Genomic DNA, 23862 nt, shown 5'->3' on the forward strand with positions numbered 1-23862 from the left:
TATCTTATTGTGTTAAATTTACTTCTCTGTGGAGTATAGTAGCACTCCAAAAATCAAAAAAACTTGCGGTAGATCACATTTTGGAAAATACTTTATTTTTTTCCATTAAATTTTCAATCTCATCAATTTCTTTTGGCGCAGCTGCCGTTAAGATCTTATTGCCATACTCCGTGATTAGTAGATTATCTTCAATACGCACTCCGATTCCCTTATATTGCGCCGGTACATCTGCGTCTTCAGAAATATATAACCCCGGTTCTACGGTCAGTACCATCCCCGCTTCTAAAGTGCGATCACGTTCTTCTCCATACTCGCCCACATCATGCACATCCAATCCAAGCCAATGCCCTAAACCATGCATATAAAATTGACGATAGGCCTTTTGTTCTATAAGTTCATCTACATCCCCATGCAAAATACCAAGCGCCACCAAGCCTTGTACTTTAATGCGAATCACTTCATCATTAGCTTTTTTGATGGAACTTCCCGCCACTAATAACTCAATAGCACGCTTCTGCGCTTTTAAGACTAATTCATAGATTTCACATTGTGCTTGAGTAAATTTACCATTTACCGGAAAAGTGCGGGTAATATCACCTGCATACATAGCAAACTCACAACCCGCATCAATTAGCACGAGATCACCGTCTTTTAACGCTTGATCATTTTCCGTGTAATGTAAAATGCACGCATTATTACCGCCGGCAACAATCGAATTATATGATGCAAAACGTGCGCCATGGCGATTAAATTCATACAAAATTTCACTTTCGATTTCATATTCAAAACGATTCGGGCGGGTTTCTTGCATCGCTTTAATATGCGCTAACGCTGAGATTTGCCCTGCTTGTTGCATTAATCGAATTTCATTTGGCGATTTAATCAAGCGCATTTCACTTATCATCGGATGCCAATCTAAAACATTCGAAAAATTGACCGCACTTTCCCAAAGCAATTTATCCCCCCACAAATGCCATTCAGGCGCATAATAAAGTGCGGTCAAATTTTGCGTAATTTTGGGAAAAATCGTACTGAATTCATTAATTGAATACGCCTCATCTATATTCAGTTTTTGTGGTGCTCGCTCTACGCCTAAACGGCGACCATTCCAAGTTTCCAGCAAAGGATCACGAGGACGAAGAAAAACAATCGCTTTTTCTACTTGTTCGGTTTTCAAGAGAACAAGTGCCGCATTCGGCTCATTAAAACCGGTTAAATACCAAAAATAACTATCTTGGCGGAAAGGAAAATCACAGTCATTATTACGGCGTTTCTCAATTTCTGAAAACAATAACAACACAGAATTAGGTTGCATTTTGGCTAAAACCTGTTGACGACGTTGTATAAATTCTTCTTGAGGCAATTCCGCCATATAAGCAAGATCCATTTTTATCCCTTCCCTTTGTAAGATGATTAATGTAAGACCGGTTTTTCCGGAGTTAGAAGTTGATTAAATTCCGTATAAAACAAGATGGCGATAGTGCGAATATACTCGATAATTTCTTCAAGTGCTTCGCTCATTTCTTCTTTGTCATCATCTTCATCATAACCGAGCTGGCAAATATCCTGTAAATCATTTACAGCTTCTTCAATTTCACCTTTTTCTCGATCCAAATGTGGTTGCGCTAAACCTAAACCAAGCAAAAAGTGATTTGTCCATTCCGAAAGACTATCTGCTCGGGTAAAAATATCCCCATCGTCCGCTAAACAAAGCTTGAAAGAAAAACTTTCTATATCCGATAACTCAGCCAAAATACGTTGATAAAGTTCCGTTATTTTCGCTAAAAGTGCGCTAGGATAGGCGTGATTATCATTGGTGAATTGATAGAGTAAAGTCTGCCAACTGTGATCATTCACACCACCGCAGATTAATCCGCTTAAAAATCCGTGAAGTTCGCTTGCATTAATGCCAATACCGGCATTCTTAAGCTGTTGATTCAGCTCCGTTTGAAAAATAGTCATTATTTTTTCCTATAGTAAAAATGGAAAAAAGAAAACCGCACTTTATTCGGTAAAGTGCGGTTTAAATTTTATCAATTCTTTAAATTATAAAGAAGCTTGATCAACAGCAACACCTGCACCCATTGTGGTGGAGATGCTCACTTTCTTAATGAATACACCTTTAGCTGTTGCTGGTTTTGCTTTAGTTAAAGCTGCCAATAACGCTTGAAGGTTTTCTTTTAATTGTTCTTCAGAGAAATTCACTTTACCGATAGTGGTGTGAATAATCCCGTTTTTGTCGTTACGGTAGCGAATCTGACCGGATTTCGCATTTTTAACCGCTTCAGCAACGTTTGGTGTTACAGTACCTACTTTAGGGTTTGGCATTAAACCACGAGGACCTAATACTTGACCTAATTGACCTACAACACGCATTGCATCAGGAGAAGCAATAACAACGTCAAAGTTCATTTCGCCTTTCTTGACTTGTTCTGCTAAATCTTCCATACCGACTAGATCCGCACCCGCTGCTTTCGCTGCTTCTGCATTTGCACCTTGAGTAAACACAGCAACACGAACTTCACGACCTGTACCGTGTGGTAACACTGTTGCACCGCGTACGTTTTGGTCTGATTTACGAGGATCGATACCTAAGTTCACTGCAACATCAACGCTTTCAACGAATTTAGCTGTTGCGAATTGCTTCAACACTGCGATTGCTTCGTTGATTTCATACGCTTTAGTAGAATCTACGCCAGCTTTGATTGCTTTCATTTTTTTAGTCAATTTAGCCATCGTATTATTCCTCCACCACTAAGCCCATTGAACGAGCAGTACCTTTGATTGATTCCATTTTGGTTTCGATAGTCGCACCTGTCATATCAGCTGCTTTAGTTTCAGCGATTTGACGGATTTGATCTAAGGTTACTTTACCCACTTTATCTTTGTTCGGTTTACCTGAACCGGATTTGATGCCAGCTGCTTTTTTCAATAAAACTGCTGCCGGTGGAGTTTTAGTAATGAAAGTGAATGAACGGTCTGCATAAACGGTGATAACCACAGGAATTGGTAAACCTTTTTCTAAGCTCTCAGTACGAGCGTTGAATGCTTTACAGAATTCCATAATGTTAACACCTTGTTGACCTAATGCAGGACCAACCGGTGGTGAAGGGTTAGCCATACCGGCTGCAACTTGCAACTTAACGTATGCTTGGACTTTTTTTGCCATTTTAGTTTTCCTCTAATTGGGTGATAACGCTATTACTAGCTCCCCGATTTACACAAAAATACGAACACAAAATTGTGTTCGTAAGTAGGGCGTGAATTCTACGAAAAGTGCGGGTAAATTTCAAGCAGTTTTCATTATTTTAACTTTACTTAATAAAAATCATCAAAAACATACCGCACTTACCGTTTGATAATTGATCGCAATTTCTAATAAATACCAAATAAAGTAAACAACAGAATCACAACAATTGTGGCAATGATCGGCATAATAAAAGACGTTACCGCAATCTCTAAATAAGATTCTTTGTGCGTCATTCCCGTATTACTTAATAAGGTTAATACTGCACCGTTATGCGGCATAGTATCTAATCCGCCTGATGATAAAGAAGCAATACGGTGAAAGGCTTCCGGAGATATTCCCATCTGTTTGGCAAGAGTAAGATATTTCTCGCCTAGGGCTTCTAATGCAATCCCCATTCCACCGGAAGCCGAACCTGTTGCTCCGGCTAAAATATTCACAGCAACCGATAAAGAGATCAAAGGACTTCCCGGAATATTTAAAATCATTGCGGTTAAATGCTCAAACCCAGGTGCCATTCTGACAACACTACCGAATCCAACGGCAGCCGCCGTATTAATAATCGCTCCGACCGCACCGTTTGCCCCTTTTCCGATTGCAGGAATAAAAGCGGTTTTCTTATTCAAGTTCAGTAAGATAACCAGCGCAATACCTGCCAGCAAAGCTAATACAATATTTTTCGGATCACCGTTTTTCAAACCGATTAATTCGGGTACAAAATTTAATACGATAATTACCGTTATTAATGGTAAGACGGCAAATAGCGGATTAGGTAAGGTTACTTCATTATTGCCTGTTGTTATTAATGTTTCCGGTTCAACAAAAAACTCGCCGTTTTTCGCATATTTTTTCCGTCGCATTTCCAAATAAGCAACCCCGCCGAAAAAAAGCACCGCTGAGGCAGTTAATCCCATAATAGGTGCAGCCATAGCGTTAGTGCCGAAATATTGGGTTGGAATTAAATTTTGGATTTGTGGGGAACCGGGTAAAGCGGTCATCGTAAAGGTAAAGGCTCCACAAGCAATCGTACCGGGAATTAAACGACGGGTAATATTTGCCTCTTTAAATACCGCCAACGCAATGGGATAAACGGCAAAAACGACGACGAACAAACTCACTCCGCCATAAGTTAATAATGCACAGCCTAACACAATAGAGGCGATTGCACTTTTTGCCCCCATAATTTTAGTTAGCCAAACGGCGATTGATTTTGCACCGCCGCTTACATCCATCAAATTACCAAAAATCGCACTCAATAAGAATGCCGGAAACCAAGCTTTAACAAAGCCCACTAATCCATTCATATAGCTGCCTAAATAAGCATCAAGAATATCCAATCCTCCCGTTAATGCCACAATTGACGCACACAAAGGGGCAATCCAAACAATTGAATATCCTCTAAAAGCCAAAAACATCAATAATGCTAGTCCGATAAAAATACCGACTAAACTTAACATAAGATTCTCCTTTTATAGGATTTAAAGTTCTTTGAATAAAAAATGCATCGCTTAGTCAATCTGCGATGCATTTGAGTTGATTAACCGGCAGTCCAACCACCGTCCATTGATAAACAAGCTCCTGAGATTGATGCCGCCGCATCGGAGCAGAGGAATTTAACAAATTCGCCAATTTCCGTCGGTTCAATCAATCGTTTGACAGCCGCTTTTTGCAGCATAATTTGGCTGATTACATCTTGTTCAGAAATTTGATGATGCACAGCTTGATCGGCAATTTGTTTATCCACCAAAGGTGTTCTGACATAAGCAGGGCAAATAGAGTTTACCGTAATCCCATAAGCCCCGCCTTCCAATGCCGCTGTTTTGGTTAATCCGGATAAGCCGTGTTTGGCTGAAACATAGGCCGATTTAAATTCCGAAGCGACTAATCCGTGAATGGAGTTTAAGTTAATAATCCGTCCCCAACGATTTTGCTTCATATAAGGCCAAACATATTTAGTTAATAAAAACGGAGCGTTTAACATCAAGTTCATCATTAAATACCAACGTTCTTCCGGAAAATCTTCAATCGGCGATACTGTTTGAATGCCTGCAACATTAATGAGAATATCCACACTGCCGTACTGTTTGACCGCATAATCCACCAACGCTTTGCAATCCGCTTGTTTAGCGAGATCGGTAACCATATAAGCCGCTTGCAATTCTTCAGCCCGTTGTTGCAATAATGTTTCATTAATATCCGCCATAACGACTTTAACGCCTGTTTGAGCAAGGCTTTGACTTATCGCTAATCCAATTCCACTGGCAGCTCCCGTAATAATCGCAATTTTTTGATTTAACATCGTAGTTCTCCTGTAATGAAGGGGTGTTTATATCCGCTCGACAATCATCGCAATGCCCTGACCGCCACCAATGCAAAGCGTAGCAAGTCCTAGTTGCTTATTCTGTGCTTGTAGGCTGTGAAGTAGGGTAACTAAAATTCTTGCACCGCTTGCACCGATAGGATGCCCAAGGGCAATAGCACCACCATTTATATTGGTTTTGCTTAAATCCAGTTGTAACTCTTTTACAACCCCGAGAGCTTGGGCAGCAAAGGCTTCATTGGCTTCAATAAGATCAATTTGCTCAAGCGTTAAACCCGCTTTCGCTAGTGCTTTTCGTACCGCCGGCACAGGCCCTAACCCCATTACTTTCGGATCATTGCCGACAGCAGCATAACTACGAATACGGGCAAGCGGTTTTAACCCGAGAGAGTTTGCTTTGTTTTCACTCATTAGCAATAGTGCCGCCGCACCGTCATTTAAACCGGAAGCATTACCTGCGGTAACCGTTCCCTCTTTGATAAACGCCGGGCGTAACTTAGCGAGGCTTTCTTCAGAGGTGTTGAATTTAGGATGTTCGTCTTGTAGGAAAAGGTGTTCGCCTTGACGGGTTTTAATCACAACCGGCACGATTTCTGCAGAAAATGCGCCGGATTCGACCGCTCTTTTTGCCTTTTGCTGCGAAGATAAAGCAAATTGATCTTGTTCTTCACGGCTAAAACCGTATTTTTGCGCAATATTTTCAGCGGTGATCCCCATATGGTAATGATTGATCGCACAGGTTAAACCGTCTTCAACCATCGTATCTTTCAGTGTTAAATTGCCCATTTTTGCACCGCTACGAACCTTACTGTCAAGCACATAAGGAGCTTGGCTCATATTCTCCATTCCACCGACAACAACTGCTTCAGCATCGCCACTTGCAATCGCTTGAACGCCAAGAACAACGGCTTTTAGCCCTGAACCGCACACTTTATTGAGCGTAAAAGAAGAAACATCTTCGCCAATTCCGGCTTTTAATGCCGCCTGGCGGGCAGGATTTTGTCCTAAGCCAGCCTGTAACACATTCCCCATAATGACTTCATCAACCTGTTCCGCCGATACATTTGCTCGTTTTAAAGTTTCCTGAATCACAACAGCCCCTAAATCAACCGCACTTACCGTTGATAATCCGCCGCCAAAGGTACCGATAGCAGTACGAGCCGCACTAACAATAACAATATTTTCCATTTTTTCTCCTTGTTTGATTTATAAGAAATAAAGACCAATAATAAAAATCGGGGCGGTAAAAATCAGGGCGGTCATACAGTAACCCATGATGTCCCGAACACCTAAGCCGGCAATCCCCAGAGCCGGCAATGCCCAGAATGGTTGTGCCATATTCGCCCACATGTCACCGTAAGCTATCGCCATAACGGATTTACCCAGATTCGCTTCAAGAGAAAGGGCGGCAGGAATAACAAAAGGTCCTTGTACCACCCAATGCCCGCCACCAGACGGCACGGCGAAATTCACCAATGCAGAACTAAAGAAAGTTAAAACCGGAAAGGTGTCTTTATTTGAAATATTGACGAAAAATTCGGTAATCATTCCTCCTAGACCAGAATGTTCCATCATTAATTGCATACCCGCATAGAATGGAAATTGAATTAAAATACCGGCTGTACTGCGTGCTGCATGCGTAATTGCTCGAACATAAGCGGCCGGCGAACCATGCAATAAGATACCAATCATTAAGAAAATCAGATTGACCGTATTAATCGTTAGATTGAAACCATTTTTCTGAAAGTATGTTGCTAGATATAAGAAACCGGTACCGGCAATGAGATAAGCTAAAATTCGACTTTCCTCAATACGTTCTGCAAATGTAGAATGTTTATTTAAATCCTTAGTAAAATTCGGATCATCTTGTAATAACTTAGGATCTACCGTACGAACTTCATTTGGCTTAGGATTCATCATTCTGGTAATGAAAGGTAGGCTAACAAATAACATTAATATGATGAAAAGGTTATAACGGGTAAAGAGGGTTTGATTAACAGGTACGATGCCTAACGGATTGGATTCTGATGTTATAAAATGAGCGATTGGGTTATTCGGTGTCGCCGCTTGAAGCGGCATTGAACCAGAAAAACCACCACCCCAAGTCATAAAACCAATATAAGCGCAAGCGATTAGTAAAGCATAATCTATCCCTTTTATTCGTCTCGCTACTTCTTTAGCGAACATTGCACCGACAACTAACCCAAATCCCCAATTAATAGCACAGGCTAGTGCACTCATAAAAGTAACTAACATTACTCCCTGTATCGGTGTTTTAGCAATAGATGCGGTAATTCCAAGAAAACGCCGAATTTGGGGTGCGGAAGCGAGGGCATTACCTGTCACAACAACCATCGCCATTTGCATACTAAAGGATAATAAATTCCAAAAACCGTCACCCCACATTGAGACTAATTGAATAGGGCTATTATCCGTTAATCCCCAAGCACAAAAGAAAATACCAATACTCAGCAAGACTGCCAGAACCAAAGGTTCCGGCATATATTTACTGACTAGAGCAGTCATAAAGCGAGAGATTCGACTAATCATATATCATTCCTTTCTGACTGATTTTCATTTCTTTAAAATCTTCGGCAATGATAAAATCCGCCTCGGTTTTAGCCTTGATCGTTTCTAAATCCACATTTGGTGCGTGTTCTTTCAGGATTAACTGTCCATTTTCCAAACTAAATACGGCCAATTCAGTCACTATCAATTTCACTTTATTGCGGGCTGTAAGCGGTAAACTACATTGTTTTAGAATTTTGGATGACCCCGATTTAGCACAATGTTCCATACCGATAATCACTTTTTTCGCCCCGGTAACGAGATCCATCGCACCGCCCATTCCCGGCACCATTTTGCCCGGTACCATCCAGTTCGCCAGATTACCCTGTTGGTCAACTTCTAAACCACCCAACACACAGGCATCAACGTGTCCGCCACGAATTAAAGCGAAAGAAAAAGCACTATCAAAGAAAGCACCACCCGTTTTAATTCCACAAGGCTGCCCACCGGCATTAACAATATTCGGATTATCATTTTCCTGATCAAATGCTGTTAAACCTAAAAAACCATTCTCTGACTGTAAAGTAATATCAACTTCATCCGGCAAGTAATTTGCAACTAACGTTGGCAAACCAATCCCTAAATTAACGACATCTCCGTTTTTTAATTCCATTGCAATGCGACGTGCGATAAGTTCTTTTGCGTTCATAGTTCCTCCTACGAATTGGAAATAATGTAGTCCACCAACATTGCCGGTGTCATAATTTGATTGGGATCGAGTGTGCCGGACTTGACGATTTGGTCGGCTTCCACAATAACGGTTTTGGCAGCCAGTGCCATTAAAGGATTGAAATTGCGGGCAGAGCCGTTATAGATAAGATTACCGTCTTCATCGGCGATAGCGGCTTTGAGAATGGCTAGATCGGCTTTTAGCGGAAGCTCCAACAAGTATTCAATTCCGCCCAGTTCTATTTTTTGCTTACCTTGTTCAACAACCGTGCCTACTCCAGTCGGTGTTAAAAAACCGCCTAAACCGGCTCCTCCTGCACGAACGCGCTCAGCAAATGTACCTTGAGGAATAAGTTCGACCTCAATATCACCTGAAATCATCTTTTTACCTGTTTCAGGATTGGTACCGATGTGGGAAGCGTACACTTTCTTGACTCGATTATTGACAATCAACGGACCGACTCCGTTATGAACCTGCGCAGTATCGCTGGAAATCAAGGTAATATCTTTAACCGACGTATCCAAAATTGCCTGTACAATTTTTTCCGGTGTACCGACTCCCATAAAACCGCCCGACATTATCGTCATTCCATCAAAGAAATGCGTTTTTAGTTCGCTTAGCGGAATAATTTTTGACATAGTGTCCTCCAGATATAGATTATTAGCTATAAAATTTTCTTATAACAAAAAGCTCAGCGTATTCGATTTTATTAAGAAAAAATCGAATAATGTTTGATAAAGGTTTTTGATCACACCCCTATAAAATTAATAAATTCTTGGATATAATTTGCTCTAAATCTTAGAATAAGTTGATAGATTCACCTCAATTTGCCACTTTATTCATCGTATATTCTGCAAGAATAGCAACAGTGAAAAAAGAAAAGAAATATTGATTTTTTAGATGACTATAAATTTTACTTATATAAAATAAAGATATATTCGAGTATGGAGGAAAAAATGGATATTCGTCATTTACGCTACTTTATTGCTATTGTTGAAAATCACTTTAATTTGAGTAAAACCTCTCAAAATATTTATATATCCCAACCTGCATTAAGTATGATGATTAGCGAGTTTGAAGATAGAGAAGGGATTCAGCTATTTAAACGTTCAAATGGTAAAATTGTCGGATTAACTTATATTGGTGAAAAATATTACGCTGATGCAAAAGCGGTCGTTTATAAATACAATGAAATGTACCGAAATTTGCATAAAGAAAATCAAGAGATAAACGGACGAATATTAATTGGTATTCCACCTTTAATTCTTTCGGTAGTTTTCTCAGACGCAATGCCGAAGATGATATTAAATAACCCATCAATTCAGTTTGTCACCCAAGAACAAGGTGCTTTTGCATTAAAAAGTGCATTACTTCTGGAACAAGTTGATTTAGCGGTGTTGCTTTATCCGGAAGGCATTTCCAAAAATATCATTGATTCCTTTGAAATCCACCATTCCGAATTATCCGTTTTTCTATCACCAAATCATCCGTTGGCGCAAAAAGAAAATATTGACTGGCGAGATCTTAATAAACAAAAAATGGCAATTTTTGATAACAGTTTTATGATTTCCCATCAACTAAAAGAAAACTTTGAACGGCACAATATTCATCCGAATATCATCATCGAATCCAGTTCTTGGGATTTTATGCTCAATTCGGTGAAATTAAACCCTGAATTGCTGACAATTCTTCCTTATCCAATTGCTGAGCAATATTCTTCAACAGATTTTGTTTGCCGTAAGATGAATGATCCGATTTTATGGCGGGTAACACTTTGTCGCTTAAAGAAAAAGAATTATTCCAGTGTAGAAAATTATGTCTTTGATTCTTTGTTGAAGTGGTTCAATGTGAAATAGTGTACAAGTTTTAGGAAATTTCTTGCCACATTACAGTATTCGGATTCTTTTAGTATGAATAGTGATGGCTGAATATTAAGTCGCTCATATTAAATACTCTAATCGTTTTAGAAATTATCCCCCCTTTCTCAAAAATCAGTAAGTGCTATGTCAATTCAGGGGACATAATTTTTTTAGCGCAATAAAAATCCTTACTTATGCAAATAAGTAAGGATTTTATTAAGTTTCGTTCAAGTGATCTTTATGTAAAAACTACATAATATCACGATCTCAATGTTTATATTAATGCGCTTTCTCTACTTGACCAAACTCAAGTTCAACCGGAGTGGCACGACCAAAAATAGAAACGGAAACTTTCAGGCGGCCTTTTTCATAATCCACTTCTTCCACCGTACCATTAAAGTCTGCAAACGGACCTTCGGTAACCCTAACTTCCTCACCCGGAGAATATTCATTACGATGACGCGGTTTATCGGCACTTTGCTCTAAACGGCTTAGGATTATATCCGCTTCACGCTTAGAAATTGGAGCCGGTTTATCCGGTGTTCCTCCGATGAATCCCATCACACGTGGCACACTTTTCACCAAATGCCAGGTATCATCATTCATTTCCATTTCAACAAGCACATAACCCGGGAAGAATTTACGTTCGCTTTTACGGCGTTTGCCTGCCACGTTTTCAACTACTTCTTCACTAGGTACCAATACTTCACCAAATTGATCTTCCATTTGGTGTTGTTTAATATATTCACGCAAAGTCAATGCGACACGGCTTTCAAAACCGGAAAACGCTTGTAAAACATACCAACGTTTTTTTGATACGGTTGTTTCTTCAGTCATTTTAGAATCTCAAATCGGTTAAGAAGTTAATAATAGATACGATAATGGAATCTGTCGCCCAAAAAAATAACGATGAAATCACCGTAACAGCTATCACGATTAACGTAGTTTGACGGGTTTCAGATCGTGTCGGCCACACTACTTTACGCGCTTCATTTTTAGCTTCTTTAAAGAAATTACGGGCTTTCGTACCTTGATTGGTAATCGCTGCGAGAATAAACGCTACCACAAGGATTGCTGCTATCGCAATTACACGAATCGGTGCTGAAAATTCTTTCTGAAAATACACGTTACCGATAGCGGCAGCCGAGAAGAAAACAACAACCAATATCCAAAGTAATGTATTTAGACCTTTTGATTTACCTTCTGCTACCGGCTCTTCTGTTTTTTTCTTTTTATCAACAATTTCAGTTGCCATAATTGAATCCGTTTTAAAAGGGGAAAATAGGAATAATTTAAGAACGCGCGATTGTAGCACTTTCTTTTGAGATTTCCTATCGAAAAATAAAAAATGGAGAAAACACTTGGAAAATCAACCGCACTTTCTAAGGTTCATTAAGAACGATAAACCAACTTCGGTGCTTCGTTCTCTACAATTGTTGCTTCATTTACCACAACTTTCTCAAGATTTTCAAGAGATGGTAAATCGTACATCGTATCCAATAACACACCTTCTACGATGGAACGTAAACCACGCGCACCGGTTTTGCGTTCAAGTGCTTTTTTCGCCATTGCTTTTAAGGCTTCCGGTGTAAACTCCAATTCAACATTTTCTAAGCCGAACAATGCTTGATATTGCTTGGTTAAGGCATTTTTCGGTTGAGTAAGAATTTGTACCAAAGCCTCTTCATCTAATTCGCTCAGTGGTGCAATCATTGGCAGACGACCGATAAATTCCGGAATTAAACCAAACTTCATTAAATCGTCCGGCTCTACTTGACGGAATAATTCTGACAAGGATTGTTCCTCGTCTTTTTCTACCTTAGCATCAAAGCCTATACTTGTGCCGATTTGTGTACGCTTACCTATAATTTTATCTAAACCTGCAAACGCGCCACCGCAAATAAAGAGAATTTTTGAGGTATCGACTTTCAACATTTCTTGTTGAGGATGTTTACGTCCGCCTTGTGGAGGCACTGAGGCAATCGTACCTTCAACCAGTTTCAATAAAGCTTGTTGAACACCTTCACCGGACACATCACGTGTGATAGATGCGCCCTCAGACTTACGACTGATTTTATCGATTTCATCAATATAAATGATGCCTTGCTCCGCTTTCTCCGTGTCATATTCACAGTTTTGCAGCAATTTTTGTAACACATTTTCCACGTCTTCGCCAACATAACCGGCTTCCGTTAAAGTAGTCGCATCCGCCATAGCGAAAGGCACATTTAAACGTCGCGCCAAAGTTTGTGCAAGCAATGTTTTACCACTGCCCGTCGGTCCAATCAGCAAAATATTACTTTTTCCCAATTCTACATTATCGCTTTCATAGTTACTACGTAGGCGTTTATAATGATTATATACCGCTACGGAAAGTACCTTTTTGGCATAATCTTGACCTATCACATAATCATCCAAATGAGCGCGAATCTCATGAGGCGTAGGCAATTTGGTGTCATTTTTAACCGCACTTTCATCACCGTTCTCATCATTGGTTTCATTACTTTCTTCCAGCATAGAATGGCAAAGTTCGATGCATTCGTTGCAAATGTAACCATCTGTGCCTGCAATCAATTTATCTACTTCATCTTTTTCTTTACCACAAAAAGAACAATGTAAATCTTTATTTTCGGTTGTCATTTTAAATCCTTAACGTTGAACTAACACGTCATCCACTAAGCCATAAATTTTAGCTTCTTCCGCAGACATAAAGTTATCACGATCGGTATCCTGTTCAATACGCTCAATGCTCTGTCCGGTATGGAAAGCCAAACGTTCGTTTAAGGTATGTCTAATTTTTAAAATTTCTTGTGCGTGAATTTGAATATCCGATGCTTGCCCACGGTATCCACCTAACGGTTGATGAATCATTACTCGGGAATTTGGTAGTGCCGCACGTTTTCCGGCAGTCCCTCCTGCTAATAAAAATGCCCCCATAGAACAGGCTTGACCGATACAAAGAGTGCGTATATCCGGCTTAATGAATTGCATCGTATCGTAAATTGCCATACCTGCCGTTACTGACCCACCCGGTGAATTGATATAAATATTAATATCTTTGGTCGGATCTTCCGATTCTAAAAATAACAACTGTGCCACAATCAAATTTGCCATATGATCTTCAACCTGTCCGGTTAAAAAAATCACGCGTTCTTTTAATAAACGGGAATAAATATCGTAGGCACGTTCTCCGCGCGAAGTCTGTTCTACGACCATTGGAACTAAACTCATTTTCTCACCTATTACTCATATACTCATAAAGTTATCGGCTATTTTACCTAAAAAAGACCTACAAATAAAAACGCGGTCGCTTTTATTTAAAATAGCGACCGCACTTTTAATCAATCACAGTGATAAATCGATCACAATTACGCAGCTTGCGGATTCATAATTTCATCGAATGAAGAGGCTTTTTCAGTCACTTGTGCTTTTGCAAGAACTGCATCGACTGCTTGTTCTTCTAATACTACGTTACGAATATTATTCATCAACTCTTCATTTTTACTGTAATATTCAACCACTTCATTCGGTTGCTCATATGCAGAAGCGATATCTGCGATCATTGCTTTTGCACGCTCCTCATCCACTTTCAACTCATTTGATTTGATCACTTCAGAGAATAACAAACCGACTTGAACGCGACGTTTTGCATCAGCCTCAAACAATTCACGCGGTAATTGAGCCGCTTGCTGAGTGTTGCCACCAAAACGTTGTGCCGCTTGGTTACGTAATACATCGATTTCTTCTTCAACCGCAGAATTCGGTACATCAATTGGGTTTTGTTCAATTAAACCGTTGATAACCTGTTGCTTCACGCGAGATACTAATGCGTTTTTCAATTCGCGTTCCATATTTTTACGAATTTCCGCACGTAAATCCGCAACAGATTTTGTATTCGGACCAAATTTTGCAACGAATTCATCCGTTAATTCAGGCAATACCATGTTTTCTACTTTTTTCAAAGTAATCGCAAATTTTGCCGGTTTACCTTTTAAGTTTTCTGCGTGATATTCTTCAGGGAAAGTTACATCAATATCGAATTGCTCACCAGCTTTGTGCCCAACAATACCGTCTTCAAACCCTGGAATCATACGACCTTGCCCCATAAATAGGACGAAGTCCGATGCCTTACCGCCTTCAAATTCTTCACCATCGACAGAGCCAACAAAATCAATGGTTACACGATCATCCGCTTTTGCCGCATCTTGACTTTCAGCCCAAGTTGCTTGCTGTTTGCGTAATACATCGATCATTTTATCAATATCGGTTTCATTAATCTCAACTGTCGGTTTTTCGACTTTGATGTTTTCTAAACCTTGTAATTGAACTTCCGGATAAACTTCAAAAGTTGCGGTAAAAACCAAATCTTTACCTTGTTCAAAAGTTTCAATGGCAAAAGTCGGACGACCTGCAATATTGATTTTCTCTGCGATCACGGCATCGAAGAAATGGCGTGGTAATAAGTCATTCAATACATCTTGACGAATTGATGCACCAAAACGTTGTTCAATAATGTGAGCCGGCACGTGCCCTTTACGGAAACCATCTACGCGAACATTTTTTGCCGCACGTTTAAATTCTTCACGCGTTGCCTTCTCAACGGTTTCCGCAGGAACAGTGATCGCCACACGGCGCTCTAAACCTTGGGTTGTTTCAATATTTAATGACATTTGTAACCTCAATTAATTTTGCACTCGGTAAAACTCACACCGAACACGTTGTTAATAAAAATAATAGTGATAAAAAACCGTCGGATTATAACGAAATAAAAGCAGTCAGTCGATAGAAAGTCGATAAATCAACCAAAAAGCCATTTATTTTGATGAATTTATCAACAGAATTTCAAGTATAAAAAAGTGCGGTCATTTTTAACCGCACTTTTGATTATTTTTATAAACCTTTTGGCAAACGAATTTTTTGTCCCGGGAAAATTTTATCGGCGTCTTTAATCACCTCTTTATTCGCTTCAACAATCGCCGTATATTTTGCGCCGTTGCCGTAAGTTTTTTCTGCAATTTTCCAGAGAGTATCACCTTTTTGAATGGTGTAGAAAGCGTCTTCAGAAGCCAAGCTTTCACCGTTGCTAACGGTTACGCTGCTGGTAACGGAGGTAATGCCTTGAATATTCCCCGCCATCAACACTGCTTTTTCCAATGCCGCGGCAGTAGAGGCGACACCTTGAATATTCGCCACGCCATTTTCAACAGTGACCGAAAGATTTTCTACGCCCGGATTATCTTCTGCAATGTGTTGTGTCACTGCTTGTGATGCATCTTCCTCTTTAGAAAAAATTTTCTTACCGATATCACTAACAAAATCAAATAAACCCATTTTCTGATTCCTTTTCAAGTTGTAAATTTCAGGCGTTACAATACTTAAAAGTCATGAAAATGTCTATAAATAACAGTGCAAATTCTTGTAAATTTTTCCTAAAACAGCTTCAAAGATGACCGCACTTTGATAGAATGCACATATTTTTTATGATTCACTAGATTCAGGAGAACCTATGCGTTGGCAAGGTAGAAGAGAAAGTTCAAATGTAGAAGATAGACGAAAAGCCGGAGGTCATTTTGGCGGAGGCAAAAGCACCGGCATTTTGGGATTTATTATTTTATTAGTCGGTGCTTATTATGGTGTCGATTTATCGGGCTTAGTCGGCTCTCCCGATTTTTCAGGACAATCTTCTCAACCTTTAGAAACACAAGAAGAGCAACAGCTTGCCGCATTGTCAAAAGTCGTCTTAGCGGATACTGAAACGGTTTGGGGAAATTATTTCAAGCAAATGGGTTATCAGTATCAAGAGCCGACTATGGTACTTTATAGTGGTGCAACCTCTACCGCTTGCGGAACAGGGCAATCGGCAATGGGGCCGTTTTATTGTCCGAATGATCGTAAAGTTTATTTAGATTTATCTTTCTACAATGATATGAAAAATAAATTAGGTGCCGCCGGTGATTCAGCTTTTGCTTATGTGATTGCTCATGAAGTAGGGCATCACGTGCAAAACTTGTTAGGTGTTTTAGGGCAAGTTCATCGGGCTCAACAAACGATGGATCGCAAAACGGCAAATCAACTTTCCGTGAAGCTTGAATTACAAGCCGACTGTTTTGCCGGTGTATGGGCAAATCAAGCAGTCAAAAGCGGTTTATTTGAACGTGGTGATGAAGAAAAAGCCTTTAATGCGGCAGAAGCCGTAGGAGATGATCGCTTACAAAAGCGCGGGCAAGGCTATGTAGTGCCGGATAGTTTTACTCACGGTACATCAGCACAACGCTTGGCCTGGTTTAGAAAAGGCTTACAAAGCGGTAACCCAAGCGGATGTGATACCTTTAATTAACAAAAAAGCTGACTTGGAAAACGAAGTCAGCTTTTTTATTTCCAATTAAGCCCCCCCTAAATCACATAAAATAAAACAACAAAAATACTAATAATTTATTAATTTTTATAATTTTCTTTTAAAACTTGAAATACTTTTTAATAAAATCCTAGTAGGAGTAGGATTTTTTGTGATATTACTCACAATTTCTCAAAATAGGTATATCCCATTAACATAAAAAAAACTAATATATGTACGTTTTTTTAACATAATTTTAAGGATATCTTAATGCTGTCTTTTGTTCTTAGTATTTTTCCTATTATTTTATTGATTTATCTTATGGTTAAACGCAATGCGTTACCCTCTTATGTTGCCCTGCCGTGGATTGCTACCTTAGTAATGGGTGTTCATCTTCTTCATTTTGATACGGATATCGTTACCATTAGTGCGAATGTTGTTTCTGCAATTGTTGCCGTACAAACACCGATTACCGTTATCTTTGGCGCCATTCTATTTAACCGCTTTAGCGAAGTTTCCGGCGCAACAAATGTTATGCGCAAATGGCTGGGAAACATTAACCCTAATCCGGTCGCACAATTAATGATCATCGGTTGGGCATTTGCCTTTATGATTGAAGGTGCAAGCGGTTTTGGTACGCCTGCCGCGATTGCAGCGCCTATTTTAGTCGGTTTAGGTTTTCATCCGCTAAAAGTTGCAATGCTTGCATTGGTGATGAACTCTGTCCCTGTTTCTTTCGGTGCGGTCGGCACACCGACTTGGTTTGGTTTCGGCCCGTTAAAATTACCTAGTGAAATGGTTTTACAAATCGGTGCGGTCACAGCATTTATCCATTCCATTGCCGCTTTAATCATTCCGATTTTAGCCTTACGTATAGTCGTTAGTTGGCAAGAAATTCGTAAAAATTTATTGTTCATCTACATTAGCGTATTTGCTTGTGTCATTCCTTATTTCCTCTTAGCGCAAGTAAACGATGAATTCCCATCATTAATCGGTGGTGCTGTCGGATTATTTGTTTCCGTATGGGCTGCTAATCGTAATATCGGTTTGGCAAAAGTGGATAATACGCTTGATAATCAAGCCGTTAGTACTTCACAAGTGTTAAAAGCCTTATTCCCAACCGGTTTACTTATTGCTTTTTTAATTGTAACCCGCGTACAACAATTACCGTTTAAAGCAATGATGAACGACACTACCGTTTGGTTCTCTACCGTATTAGGATCACTTGGTACCTTTGAAATAAGTAAAGGTCTTATCTTTACCTTAAAAAATATCTTTGGTTCTCAAGTTTCATCCAGTTACAAATTGTTATATGTACCTGCGCTCATTCCGTTTATTATCACGGTGCTTATTGCAATTCCATTCTTTAAAGTGTCCGGTGAGAACGTAAAACAAATTTTTAGCTCAAGCCTAAAACAATCAAAAAATCCGTTTATTGCCTTAATGGGTGCCCTTGTGATGGTGAATTTAATGTTAGTTGGCGGCGATCATTCTATGGTAAAAATTATCGGCCGGACATTTGCAGACGTTACCGGTGATGACTGGACAATTTTCTCTTCATTCCTTGGTGCCATCGGTTCGTTCTTCTCCGGATCAAATACCGTGTCAAACTTAACGTTCGGCAGTGTGCAACTTTCTACCGCGGAAACCACCGGTCTTTCTGTTGTACTCATACTCGCCTTACAATCTGTAGGCGGTGCAATGGGGAATATGGTATGTATTAATAATATCGTTGCCGTAAGCTCGGTATTGAATATTTCGAACCAAGAAGGCCCTATCATTAAAAAAACGATTGTGCCAATGGTAATCTACGGTATTATTGCAGCCCTTTGTGCGCTATTCTTAGTGCCGCTGTTCTATACCCTTTAAAATTTTATTTGAAAAACGACCGCACTTTTTTATAAAGTGCGGTCGTCGTTGACTTCTCTTTTTGTTGGAGCGATTAAATATGAACGTGAATTTTTACGTTACCTGTATTGCTGATGTAGTAAAAAGCGGTGTGGCAAAAAATACCGTCTTATTACTGGAAAAGCTCGGGTGCCAAATTACTTTTCTTGAAAAACAAGGCTGTTGTGGGCAGCCCGCATTAAATAGTGGTTATACAAAACAAGCAATTCCGGGAATGAAAAATCTGGTACAAACCTTCGAAGCAAATGATTACCCTATCGTTGCTCCTGCCGGTTCCTGTGTCTATGCAATTAAAAATTATCCTGAATATTTTACACGTGTAGGCGAGCCTGAATGGGCTATGCGCGCACAAAAAGTCGCCGATCGTTTTTATGACTTAACCGATTTTATCGTCAATAAGTTAGGAGTAACTGACATCGGCGCATACTTACCCGGAAAAGCGGTTTATCACCCGTCTTGCAGCCTTTCACGTAAACTAGGCATTGTAAATGAACCTATCGCACTATTAAAAGGCGTAAAGGGATTAGAATTATTACCGATTCATAACCAGCAAACCTGTTGTGGTTTTGGCGGAACATTCTCTGTGAAAATGGCTGAAATTTCCGGTGAAATGGTGAAAGAAAAGGTCGAGCATATTGAAGAAGTAGAACCTGATTATTTAATCGGTGCTGATGTAAGTTGCTTACTCAATATCGGCGGACGTTTACAACGTGAAGGCAGCAAAATCAAAGTAATGCACATTGCCGAAGTATTGATGCAGGGGGGAAAATAAGATGTCATTAAAAACAAGCCAACTTGCGTTTAAAGATCGTGTTAATCACGAAGTTAACAACGAAATTATGCGTAAAGCCGTGGTGAAAGCGCAAGAAACCATCGGTGCGAATCGTCAAAAAATGGTGGATGAATTAGGTCATTGGGAAGAATGGCGTGATCTTTCCAAACAAATCCGTAACCACGTTTTAGCTAACTTAGATGCTTACTTATATCAATTAAGTGAAAATGTACAAAAAAACGGAGGTAAAGTTTATTTTGCCGAGACCGCCGAAGAAGCACGTGAATACATTCGCCAAGTCGCATTAGAAAAAAATGCCAAGAAAATCGTGAAATCCAAATCAATGGTTACCGAGGAAATCGGTTTAAATGAAACCTTAGAAAAAGAAGGTATGCAGGTAATTGAAACGGATTTAGGCGAATATTTACTCCAAATTTCAGGTGATAAACCGTCCCATATCGTTGTACCTGCTATTCACAAAGATCGTCATCAAATCCGCAAAGACCTTGCTGAAAAACTGGGTTATAAAGGCGAAGAAACACCGGAAGATATGACTCGTTTTGTGCGTGAAAAAATTCGTCAAGATTTCCTAGAAGCCGATATCGGTATCAGTGGATGTAACTTTGCCGTTGCAGAAACAGGTTCTGTTTGCTTAGTCACTAATGAAGGAAATCTACGCTTAGCCACAGCACTTCCTAAAACCCATATCGCCGTAATGGGTATGGAACGCCTTGCTCCAACCTTCCAAGAGGTTGACGTATTAATCACAATGCTTGCCAGAAGTGCCGTAGGGGCAAAATTAACAGGCTACAATACTTGGCTTACCGGCCCGCGTCTTGAGGGAGAAACCGATGGACCTGAAGAGTTTCATTTAGTCATTGTCGATAATGGTCGTTCCGATATTTTAGCTTCTGAATTTCAAGAAGTGTTGCGCTGTATCCGCTGCGGTGCCTGCTTAAATACCTGCCCGGCTTACCGTCAGATCGGTGGTCACGGTTATGGTTCCATTTATCCGGGTCCAATCGGTGCGGTGATTTCACCATTGCTTGGTGGATATGATGAATTTAAAGAGTTACCTTATGCCTGTTCCTTATGTAATGCGTGCAATTCCGTTTGCCCTGTCCGCATTCCGTTGGCTCAACTTATCTCAAAACACCGTGAAAAAATGGTGGAACAAGGTAAAACACCTACAATGGAACAACTTTCCATTTTCGGTTTCACCTTTGCCAATGCCCATCCGACATTATGGAAAGTGGGTGTGAATGTAGGGGCGAAACTAGCCGGTAAAATGATCAAAAACGGCAAACCTATGCTTTCTGTCGGTGCACTCTCCGAGTGGACAAAAGCAAGAGATTTACCACAGCCTGAGGGCGAAAGCTTCCGTCAATGGTTTAATAATAGAGGTAAAAACTAATGGATGCACAAAATCGCGAAAACTTTTTGAATAAGTTGGCAACCAAAATGGGAAAGGCCCGCAGTACCCAACCGGCTCCAATGCCAACACCGGTAAACACTTACCCGACAGAGCGTTTAACCCAATTAACGCAAACCGAACTTGTCAATGAATTTATTAATTCTGCGAAAACAATGATGGTAGATGTAAATATTGCAACGGAAGCGGAAGCGGCAAGCGCATTAGTAGCATTATGTGAAAAGTACGGCGGAGGCGATGTGGTGCTCAATACTGATGAACGATTAACCGCATTAAGTATTCCACAAGTCTTAGCAGAAAAATACACTTGCCACACTTGGTCACCCGAAAGCGCAAAGGAGAATATCGCCTTTTCAGAGAAAGCGAATATCGGTGTTGTCTATGCCGATTATGGTTTAGCCGAAACCGGGGGAATCGTATTATTCTCAAATCAAGATCGTGGTCGTTCGGTAAGCTTACTGCCTGAAAAATCTATCGTTGTATTACGTAAAAGCCAAGTAGTTCCTCGTGTAGCTCAAGTTGCAAAAGTACTACATGATAAAGCGCAACAAGGCGAGCGTATGCCATCTTGTATCAATATTATCTCAGGCCCGAGTTCCACGGCGGATATTGAATTGATTAAAGTTATCGGTGTACATGGCCCTGTCGCCAAAATTTATTTAGTAATTGACGATCTATAACCGTAAAACAAAAAGTGCGCAGACTGTTCAGATCCTGCGCACTTTTTTCCTTGACTAAAAAAGAGAAATTAAAGAATAAAACGGCTTAAATCTTCGTTTTCTACCACATCTCCCAAAGCATCCGCCACATAAGCCGCATCAATATTGACCGTTTGCCCATTCATATCGCTAGCATTAAAAGAAATTTTATCCATCAGTCGCTCCATTACCGTATGCAAACGGCGGGCACCAATATTTTCAGTTTTTTCATTCACACGGAATGCTGCCTCGGCAATTTTCTTCACTGCATCCGCCGTAAATTCAATATTCACGCCTTCTGTTGCCATTAACGCTTTGTATTGCTCGGTTAATGAAGCATTCGGTTCTGTTAAAATTCGCTCAAAATCAGCCGCACTTAGTGCTGAAAGTTCAACACGTATAGGTAAACGCCCCTGCAATTCAGGAATTAAATCTGAAGGGCGAGCTACTTGGAATGCGCCTGAGGCAATAAACAAAATATGATCGGTTTTCACCATACCATGTTTAGTGCTTACCGTAGATCCTTCCACTAACGGCAATAAATCACGTTGCACGCCCTCACGCGATACATCTGCACCGCTGTATTCACCTTTTTTACAGATTTTGTCAATTTCATCAATGAATACAATCCCGTTTTGTTCCACAGCTTCAATCGCTTTTTGCTTTAGCTCTTCCGGATTAACCAATTTTGCTGCCTCATCATCAATCAAGGCTTTCAACGCATCTTTGATTTTCATTTTGCGCTTTTTCGTTTTTTCGCTACTTAAGTTTTGGAACATAGACTGCAACTGATTAGTCATTTCCTCCATCCCGGGAGGCGCCATAATTTCTACGCCCATAGAAATACCGGCCGAAACATCAATTTCAATTTCTTTATCGTCTAACTGACCTTCACGTAATTTTTTACGAAACGCTTGACGGGTGCTACCATTGCTATCGTGATTTTCTACTTCCCCCATTGGTTTTTAGCCGGTGGCAATAAAGCATCAAGAATGCGCTCTTCCGCTGCATCTTCCGCTTTTGCACGATTTTTGGCGATTTCTTGTTGACGAACCAGCTTCATCGCACCATCCGTTAAATCACGAACGATAGAATCCACTTCTTTCCCCACATATCCTACTTCCGTAAATTTTGTCGCTTCTACTTTAATAAACGGCGCATTAGCCAATTTTGCCAAACGGCGCGCAATTTCCGTTTTTCCGACTCCGGTCGGCCCGATCATTAAAATATTTTTTGGTGTTACTTCATGGCGTAACGGCTCTTGCAATTGCATACGACGCCAGCGATTTCTTAAAGCAATAGCGACGGCTCTTTTAGCATCGGCCTGTCCGATAATATGTTGATCCAATTCAGAGACAATTTCGCGAGGAGTCATTTCAGACATAATTTATTCCTTGATTTGTTATATTCCGTGTATTGATAAATAAAAGTAGAAAATTAATTCGGCAGTTCTTCAATCGTGAAGTTAGTGTTAGTAAACACACAAATATCGCCTGCAATTTTTAATGATTTTTCCACAATGTCTCGAGCTGATAGATCTGTATTTTCCACCAACGCACGTGCCGCAGACAGGGCATAATTGCCGCCGGAGCCAATCGCCAAAATTTGATCTTCCTCAGGCTGCACCACATCGCCGATACCGGTAATAATTAAACTTTCTTTTTCATCTGCGACAATTAACATAGCCTCTAATTTACGTAGAGCACGATCGGTTCGCCAATCTTTCGCTAATTCGACCGCACTTTTGAGTAAATGTCCTTGGTGCATTTCAAGTTTGCGTTCAAACAGTTCAAAAAGTGTGAATGCATCCGCCGTACCACCGGCAAACCCGGCCAAAACCTTACCATTATATAAACGGCGTACTTTACGCGCATTCCCTTTCATTACGGTATTGCCTAAGGAAACCTGCCCGTCACCACCTACGACGACTTGCCCATTACGGCGTACACTTACAATCGTTGTCATTATTCTGTCCTTTTTAAATAAAAAACCTGTTCGCTATATGGCGATTGAATCAGAAAATTCAAGTTAGTTTTTCCTTTTGAATTTGGGGA

General features: G+C 40.2%; 23 protein-coding genes and 1 pseudogene. 6 read left to right on the forward strand and 18 right to left on the reverse strand.

What is annotated here, in order from left to right:
- Positions 1 to 73: 73 nt before the first annotated feature.
- The 10 genes from pepP to atoD form a co-directional block, all read right to left on the reverse strand.
- The gene (gene pepP / locus HEMROJRC1_RS03625; RefSeq protein WP_226691667.1) at positions 74 to 1387 is read right to left on the reverse strand and encodes a Xaa-Pro aminopeptidase; all 1314 of its coding nucleotides are present in this window, start codon (positions 1385 to 1387) and stop codon (positions 74 to 76) included.
- A gap of 26 nt (positions 1388 to 1413) precedes the next feature.
- Positions 1414 to 1962: a YecA family protein gene (locus tag HEMROJRC1_RS03630; protein WP_226691668.1), complete on the reverse strand. Its 549-nt coding sequence runs from the start codon at positions 1960 to 1962 to the stop codon at positions 1414 to 1416.
- A gap of 84 nt (positions 1963 to 2046) precedes the next feature.
- A complete protein-coding gene (gene rplA, locus HEMROJRC1_RS03635) occupies positions 2047 to 2736 on the reverse strand; it encodes a 50S ribosomal protein L1 (RefSeq protein WP_226691669.1) in 690 nt (229 codons plus the stop codon).
- A 4-nt stretch (positions 2737 to 2740) separates the two neighbouring features.
- Entirely contained in the window at positions 2741 to 3169 is a 429-nt protein-coding gene (gene rplK / locus HEMROJRC1_RS03640; RefSeq protein WP_226691670.1) for a 50S ribosomal protein L11, read from the reverse strand.
- A gap of 206 nt (positions 3170 to 3375) precedes the next feature.
- Entirely contained in the window at positions 3376 to 4704 is a 1329-nt protein-coding gene (locus HEMROJRC1_RS03645) for a GntP family permease (RefSeq protein ID WP_226691671.1), read from the reverse strand.
- An 80-nt stretch (positions 4705 to 4784) separates the two neighbouring features.
- Positions 4785 to 5546 carry a 3-hydroxybutyrate dehydrogenase gene (locus HEMROJRC1_RS03650; protein WP_226691672.1) on the reverse strand — a complete coding sequence of 254 codons (762 nt, stop codon included), beginning with the start codon at positions 5544 to 5546 and terminating at the stop codon, positions 4785 to 4787.
- A 27-nt stretch (positions 5547 to 5573) separates the two neighbouring features.
- Positions 5574 to 6755, reverse strand: coding sequence for an acetyl-CoA C-acetyltransferase (locus HEMROJRC1_RS03655; protein WP_226691673.1), 1182 nt, complete (start codon positions 6753 to 6755; stop codon positions 5574 to 5576).
- Positions 6756 to 6773: 18 nt separating this feature from the next.
- Entirely contained in the window at positions 6774 to 8117 is a 1344-nt protein-coding gene (locus HEMROJRC1_RS03660; RefSeq protein WP_226691674.1) for a TIGR00366 family protein, read from the reverse strand.
- Entirely contained in the window at positions 8110 to 8784 is a 675-nt protein-coding gene (locus tag HEMROJRC1_RS03665) for a 3-oxoacid CoA-transferase subunit B (RefSeq protein ID WP_226691675.1), read from the reverse strand. The genes HEMROJRC1_RS03660 and HEMROJRC1_RS03665 overlap by 8 nt, the downstream gene beginning before the upstream one ends.
- An 8-nt stretch (positions 8785 to 8792) precedes the next feature.
- Positions 8793 to 9443: an acetate CoA-transferase subunit alpha gene (atoD, locus tag HEMROJRC1_RS03670; RefSeq protein WP_226691676.1), complete on the reverse strand. Its 651-nt coding sequence runs from the start codon at positions 9441 to 9443 to the stop codon at positions 8793 to 8795.
- 318 nt (positions 9444 to 9761) lie between these two features.
- Here atoD and HEMROJRC1_RS03675 point away from each other — a divergent pair, with 318 nt between their 5' ends.
- Complete coding sequence (locus tag HEMROJRC1_RS03675) at positions 9762 to 10661, forward strand: LysR family transcriptional regulator (RefSeq protein WP_226691677.1); 900 nt, start codon at positions 9762 to 9764, stop codon at positions 10659 to 10661.
- Positions 10662 to 10943: 282 nt separating this feature from the next.
- On the opposite strand, the gene nusG is transcribed toward HEMROJRC1_RS03675, so the two are convergent.
- The 6 genes from nusG to lysM all read right to left on the reverse strand — a co-directional run bounded on the left by nusG (position 10944) and on the right by lysM (position 15995).
- Positions 10944 to 11501, reverse strand: a complete 558-nt coding sequence (gene nusG / locus HEMROJRC1_RS03680) for a transcription termination/antitermination protein NusG (protein ID WP_226691678.1) — start codon at positions 11499 to 11501, stop codon at positions 10944 to 10946.
- A gap of 1 nt (position 11502) precedes the next feature.
- A complete protein-coding gene (gene secE / locus HEMROJRC1_RS03685) occupies positions 11503 to 11919 on the reverse strand; it encodes a preprotein translocase subunit SecE (protein ID WP_226691679.1) in 417 nt (138 codons plus the stop codon).
- A gap of 137 nt (positions 11920 to 12056) precedes the next feature.
- Positions 12057 to 13304: an ATP-dependent protease ATP-binding subunit ClpX gene (gene clpX, locus HEMROJRC1_RS03690; RefSeq protein ID WP_226691680.1), complete on the reverse strand. Its 1248-nt coding sequence runs from the start codon at positions 13302 to 13304 to the stop codon at positions 12057 to 12059.
- 9 nt (positions 13305 to 13313) lie between these two features.
- Complete coding sequence (clpP, locus tag HEMROJRC1_RS03695; RefSeq protein WP_226691681.1) at positions 13314 to 13895, reverse strand: ATP-dependent Clp endopeptidase proteolytic subunit ClpP; 582 nt, start codon at positions 13893 to 13895, stop codon at positions 13314 to 13316.
- Positions 13896 to 14032: 137 nt separating this feature from the next.
- The gene (tig, locus tag HEMROJRC1_RS03700; RefSeq protein ID WP_226691682.1) at positions 14033 to 15334 is read right to left on the reverse strand and encodes a trigger factor; all 1302 of its coding nucleotides are present in this window, start codon (positions 15332 to 15334) and stop codon (positions 14033 to 14035) included.
- 220 nt (positions 15335 to 15554) lie between these two features.
- Positions 15555 to 15995: a peptidoglycan-binding protein LysM gene (lysM, locus tag HEMROJRC1_RS03705; RefSeq protein WP_226691683.1), complete on the reverse strand. Its 441-nt coding sequence runs from the start codon at positions 15993 to 15995 to the stop codon at positions 15555 to 15557.
- Between the two features lie 175 nt (positions 15996 to 16170).
- Here lysM and HEMROJRC1_RS03710 point away from each other — a divergent pair, with 175 nt between their 5' ends.
- The 5 genes from HEMROJRC1_RS03710 to HEMROJRC1_RS03730 all read left to right on the forward strand — a co-directional run bounded on the left by HEMROJRC1_RS03710 (position 16171) and on the right by HEMROJRC1_RS03730 (position 21790).
- Positions 16171 to 17001 carry a neutral zinc metallopeptidase gene (locus tag HEMROJRC1_RS03710; protein ID WP_226691684.1) on the forward strand — a complete coding sequence of 277 codons (831 nt, stop codon included), beginning with the start codon at positions 16171 to 16173 and terminating at the stop codon, positions 16999 to 17001.
- A 267-nt stretch (positions 17002 to 17268) separates the two neighbouring features.
- Complete coding sequence (locus HEMROJRC1_RS03715; protein WP_226691685.1) at positions 17269 to 18867, forward strand: lactate permease LctP family transporter; 1599 nt, start codon at positions 17269 to 17271, stop codon at positions 18865 to 18867.
- A 79-nt stretch (positions 18868 to 18946) separates the two neighbouring features.
- Positions 18947 to 19678, forward strand: coding sequence for a (Fe-S)-binding protein (locus HEMROJRC1_RS03720; RefSeq protein ID WP_226691686.1), 732 nt, complete (start codon positions 18947 to 18949; stop codon positions 19676 to 19678).
- Between the two features lies 1 nt (position 19679).
- On the forward strand, positions 19680 to 21092 hold the full coding sequence (locus HEMROJRC1_RS03725) for a LutB/LldF family L-lactate oxidation iron-sulfur protein (RefSeq protein ID WP_226691687.1): 1413 nt from the start codon (positions 19680 to 19682) through the stop codon (positions 21090 to 21092).
- Entirely contained in the window at positions 21092 to 21790 is a 699-nt protein-coding gene (locus tag HEMROJRC1_RS03730; protein WP_226691688.1) for a lactate utilization protein C, read from the forward strand. The genes HEMROJRC1_RS03725 and HEMROJRC1_RS03730 overlap by 1 nt, the downstream gene beginning before the upstream one ends.
- A 68-nt stretch (positions 21791 to 21858) precedes the next feature.
- Here the strand turns inward: HEMROJRC1_RS03730 and hslU are convergent.
- Positions 21859 to 23192 (reverse strand): annotated as a pseudogene (hslU, locus tag HEMROJRC1_RS03735) (HslU--HslV peptidase ATPase subunit).
- 53 nt (positions 23193 to 23245) lie between these two features.
- Complete coding sequence (gene hslV / locus HEMROJRC1_RS03740; protein ID WP_226691689.1) at positions 23246 to 23773, reverse strand: ATP-dependent protease subunit HslV; 528 nt, start codon at positions 23771 to 23773, stop codon at positions 23246 to 23248.
- Between the last annotated feature and the right edge of the window lie 89 nt (positions 23774 to 23862).

It is taken from the genome of Rodentibacter sp. JRC1 (assembly GCF_020521555.1).
Lineage (GTDB): Bacteria > Pseudomonadota > Gammaproteobacteria > Enterobacterales > Pasteurellaceae > Rodentibacter > Rodentibacter abscessus.

Excerpts from the sequence above, each read along its gene's own strand:
- HEMROJRC1_RS03650 (WP_226691672.1), bottom strand. The coding sequence starts at position 5,546 with ATGTTAAATCAAAAAATTGCGATTATTACGGGAGCTGCCAGTGGAATT.
- clpP (WP_226691681.1), bottom strand. The coding sequence starts at position 13,895 with ATGAGTTTAGTTCCAATGGTCGTAGAACAGACTTCGCGCGGAGAACGT.
- HEMROJRC1_RS03725 (WP_226691687.1), top strand. The coding sequence starts at position 19,680 with ATGTCATTAAAAACAAGCCAACTTGCGTTTAAAGATCGTGTTAATCAC.
- lysM (WP_226691683.1), bottom strand. The coding sequence starts at position 15,995 with ATGGGTTTATTTGATTTTGTTAGTGATATCGGTAAGAAAATTTTTTCT.
- HEMROJRC1_RS03645 (WP_226691671.1), bottom strand. The coding sequence starts at position 4,704 with ATGTTAAGTTTAGTCGGTATTTTTATCGGACTAGCATTATTGATGTTT.
- rplA (WP_226691669.1), bottom strand. The coding sequence starts at position 2,736 with ATGGCTAAATTGACTAAAAAAATGAAAGCAATCAAAGCTGGCGTAGAT.
- pepP (WP_226691667.1), bottom strand. The coding sequence starts at position 1,387 with ATGGATCTTGCTTATATGGCGGAATTGCCTCAAGAAGAATTTATACAA.
- tig (WP_226691682.1), bottom strand. The coding sequence starts at position 15,334 with ATGTCATTAAATATTGAAACAACCCAAGGTTTAGAGCGCCGTGTGGCG.
- secE (WP_226691679.1), bottom strand. The coding sequence starts at position 11,919 with ATGGCAACTGAAATTGTTGATAAAAAGAAAAAAACAGAAGAGCCGGTA.
- HEMROJRC1_RS03715 (WP_226691685.1), top strand. The coding sequence starts at position 17,269 with ATGCTGTCTTTTGTTCTTAGTATTTTTCCTATTATTTTATTGATTTAT.
- hslV (WP_226691689.1), bottom strand. The coding sequence starts at position 23,773 with ATGACAACGATTGTAAGTGTACGCCGTAATGGGCAAGTCGTCGTAGGT.
- HEMROJRC1_RS03665 (WP_226691675.1), bottom strand. The coding sequence starts at position 8,784 with ATGAACGCAAAAGAACTTATCGCACGTCGCATTGCAATGGAATTAAAA.
- clpX (WP_226691680.1), bottom strand. The coding sequence starts at position 13,304 with ATGACAACCGAAAATAAAGATTTACATTGTTCTTTTTGTGGTAAAGAA.
- HEMROJRC1_RS03710 (WP_226691684.1), top strand. The coding sequence starts at position 16,171 with ATGCGTTGGCAAGGTAGAAGAGAAAGTTCAAATGTAGAAGATAGACGA.
- HEMROJRC1_RS03730 (WP_226691688.1), top strand. The coding sequence starts at position 21,092 with ATGGATGCACAAAATCGCGAAAACTTTTTGAATAAGTTGGCAACCAAA.
- HEMROJRC1_RS03720 (WP_226691686.1), top strand. The coding sequence starts at position 18,947 with ATGAACGTGAATTTTTACGTTACCTGTATTGCTGATGTAGTAAAAAGC.
- HEMROJRC1_RS03660 (WP_226691674.1), bottom strand. The coding sequence starts at position 8,117 with ATGATTAGTCGAATCTCTCGCTTTATGACTGCTCTAGTCAGTAAATAT.
- HEMROJRC1_RS03655 (WP_226691673.1), bottom strand. The coding sequence starts at position 6,755 with ATGGAAAATATTGTTATTGTTAGTGCGGCTCGTACTGCTATCGGTACC.
- atoD (WP_226691676.1), bottom strand. The coding sequence starts at position 9,443 with ATGTCAAAAATTATTCCGCTAAGCGAACTAAAAACGCATTTCTTTGAT.
- HEMROJRC1_RS03630 (WP_226691668.1), bottom strand. The coding sequence starts at position 1,962 with ATGACTATTTTTCAAACGGAGCTGAATCAACAGCTTAAGAATGCCGGT.
- rplK (WP_226691670.1), bottom strand. The coding sequence starts at position 3,169 with ATGGCAAAAAAAGTCCAAGCATACGTTAAGTTGCAAGTTGCAGCCGGT.
- nusG (WP_226691678.1), bottom strand. The coding sequence starts at position 11,501 with ATGACTGAAGAAACAACCGTATCAAAAAAACGTTGGTATGTTTTACAA.
- HEMROJRC1_RS03675 (WP_226691677.1), top strand. The coding sequence starts at position 9,762 with ATGGATATTCGTCATTTACGCTACTTTATTGCTATTGTTGAAAATCAC.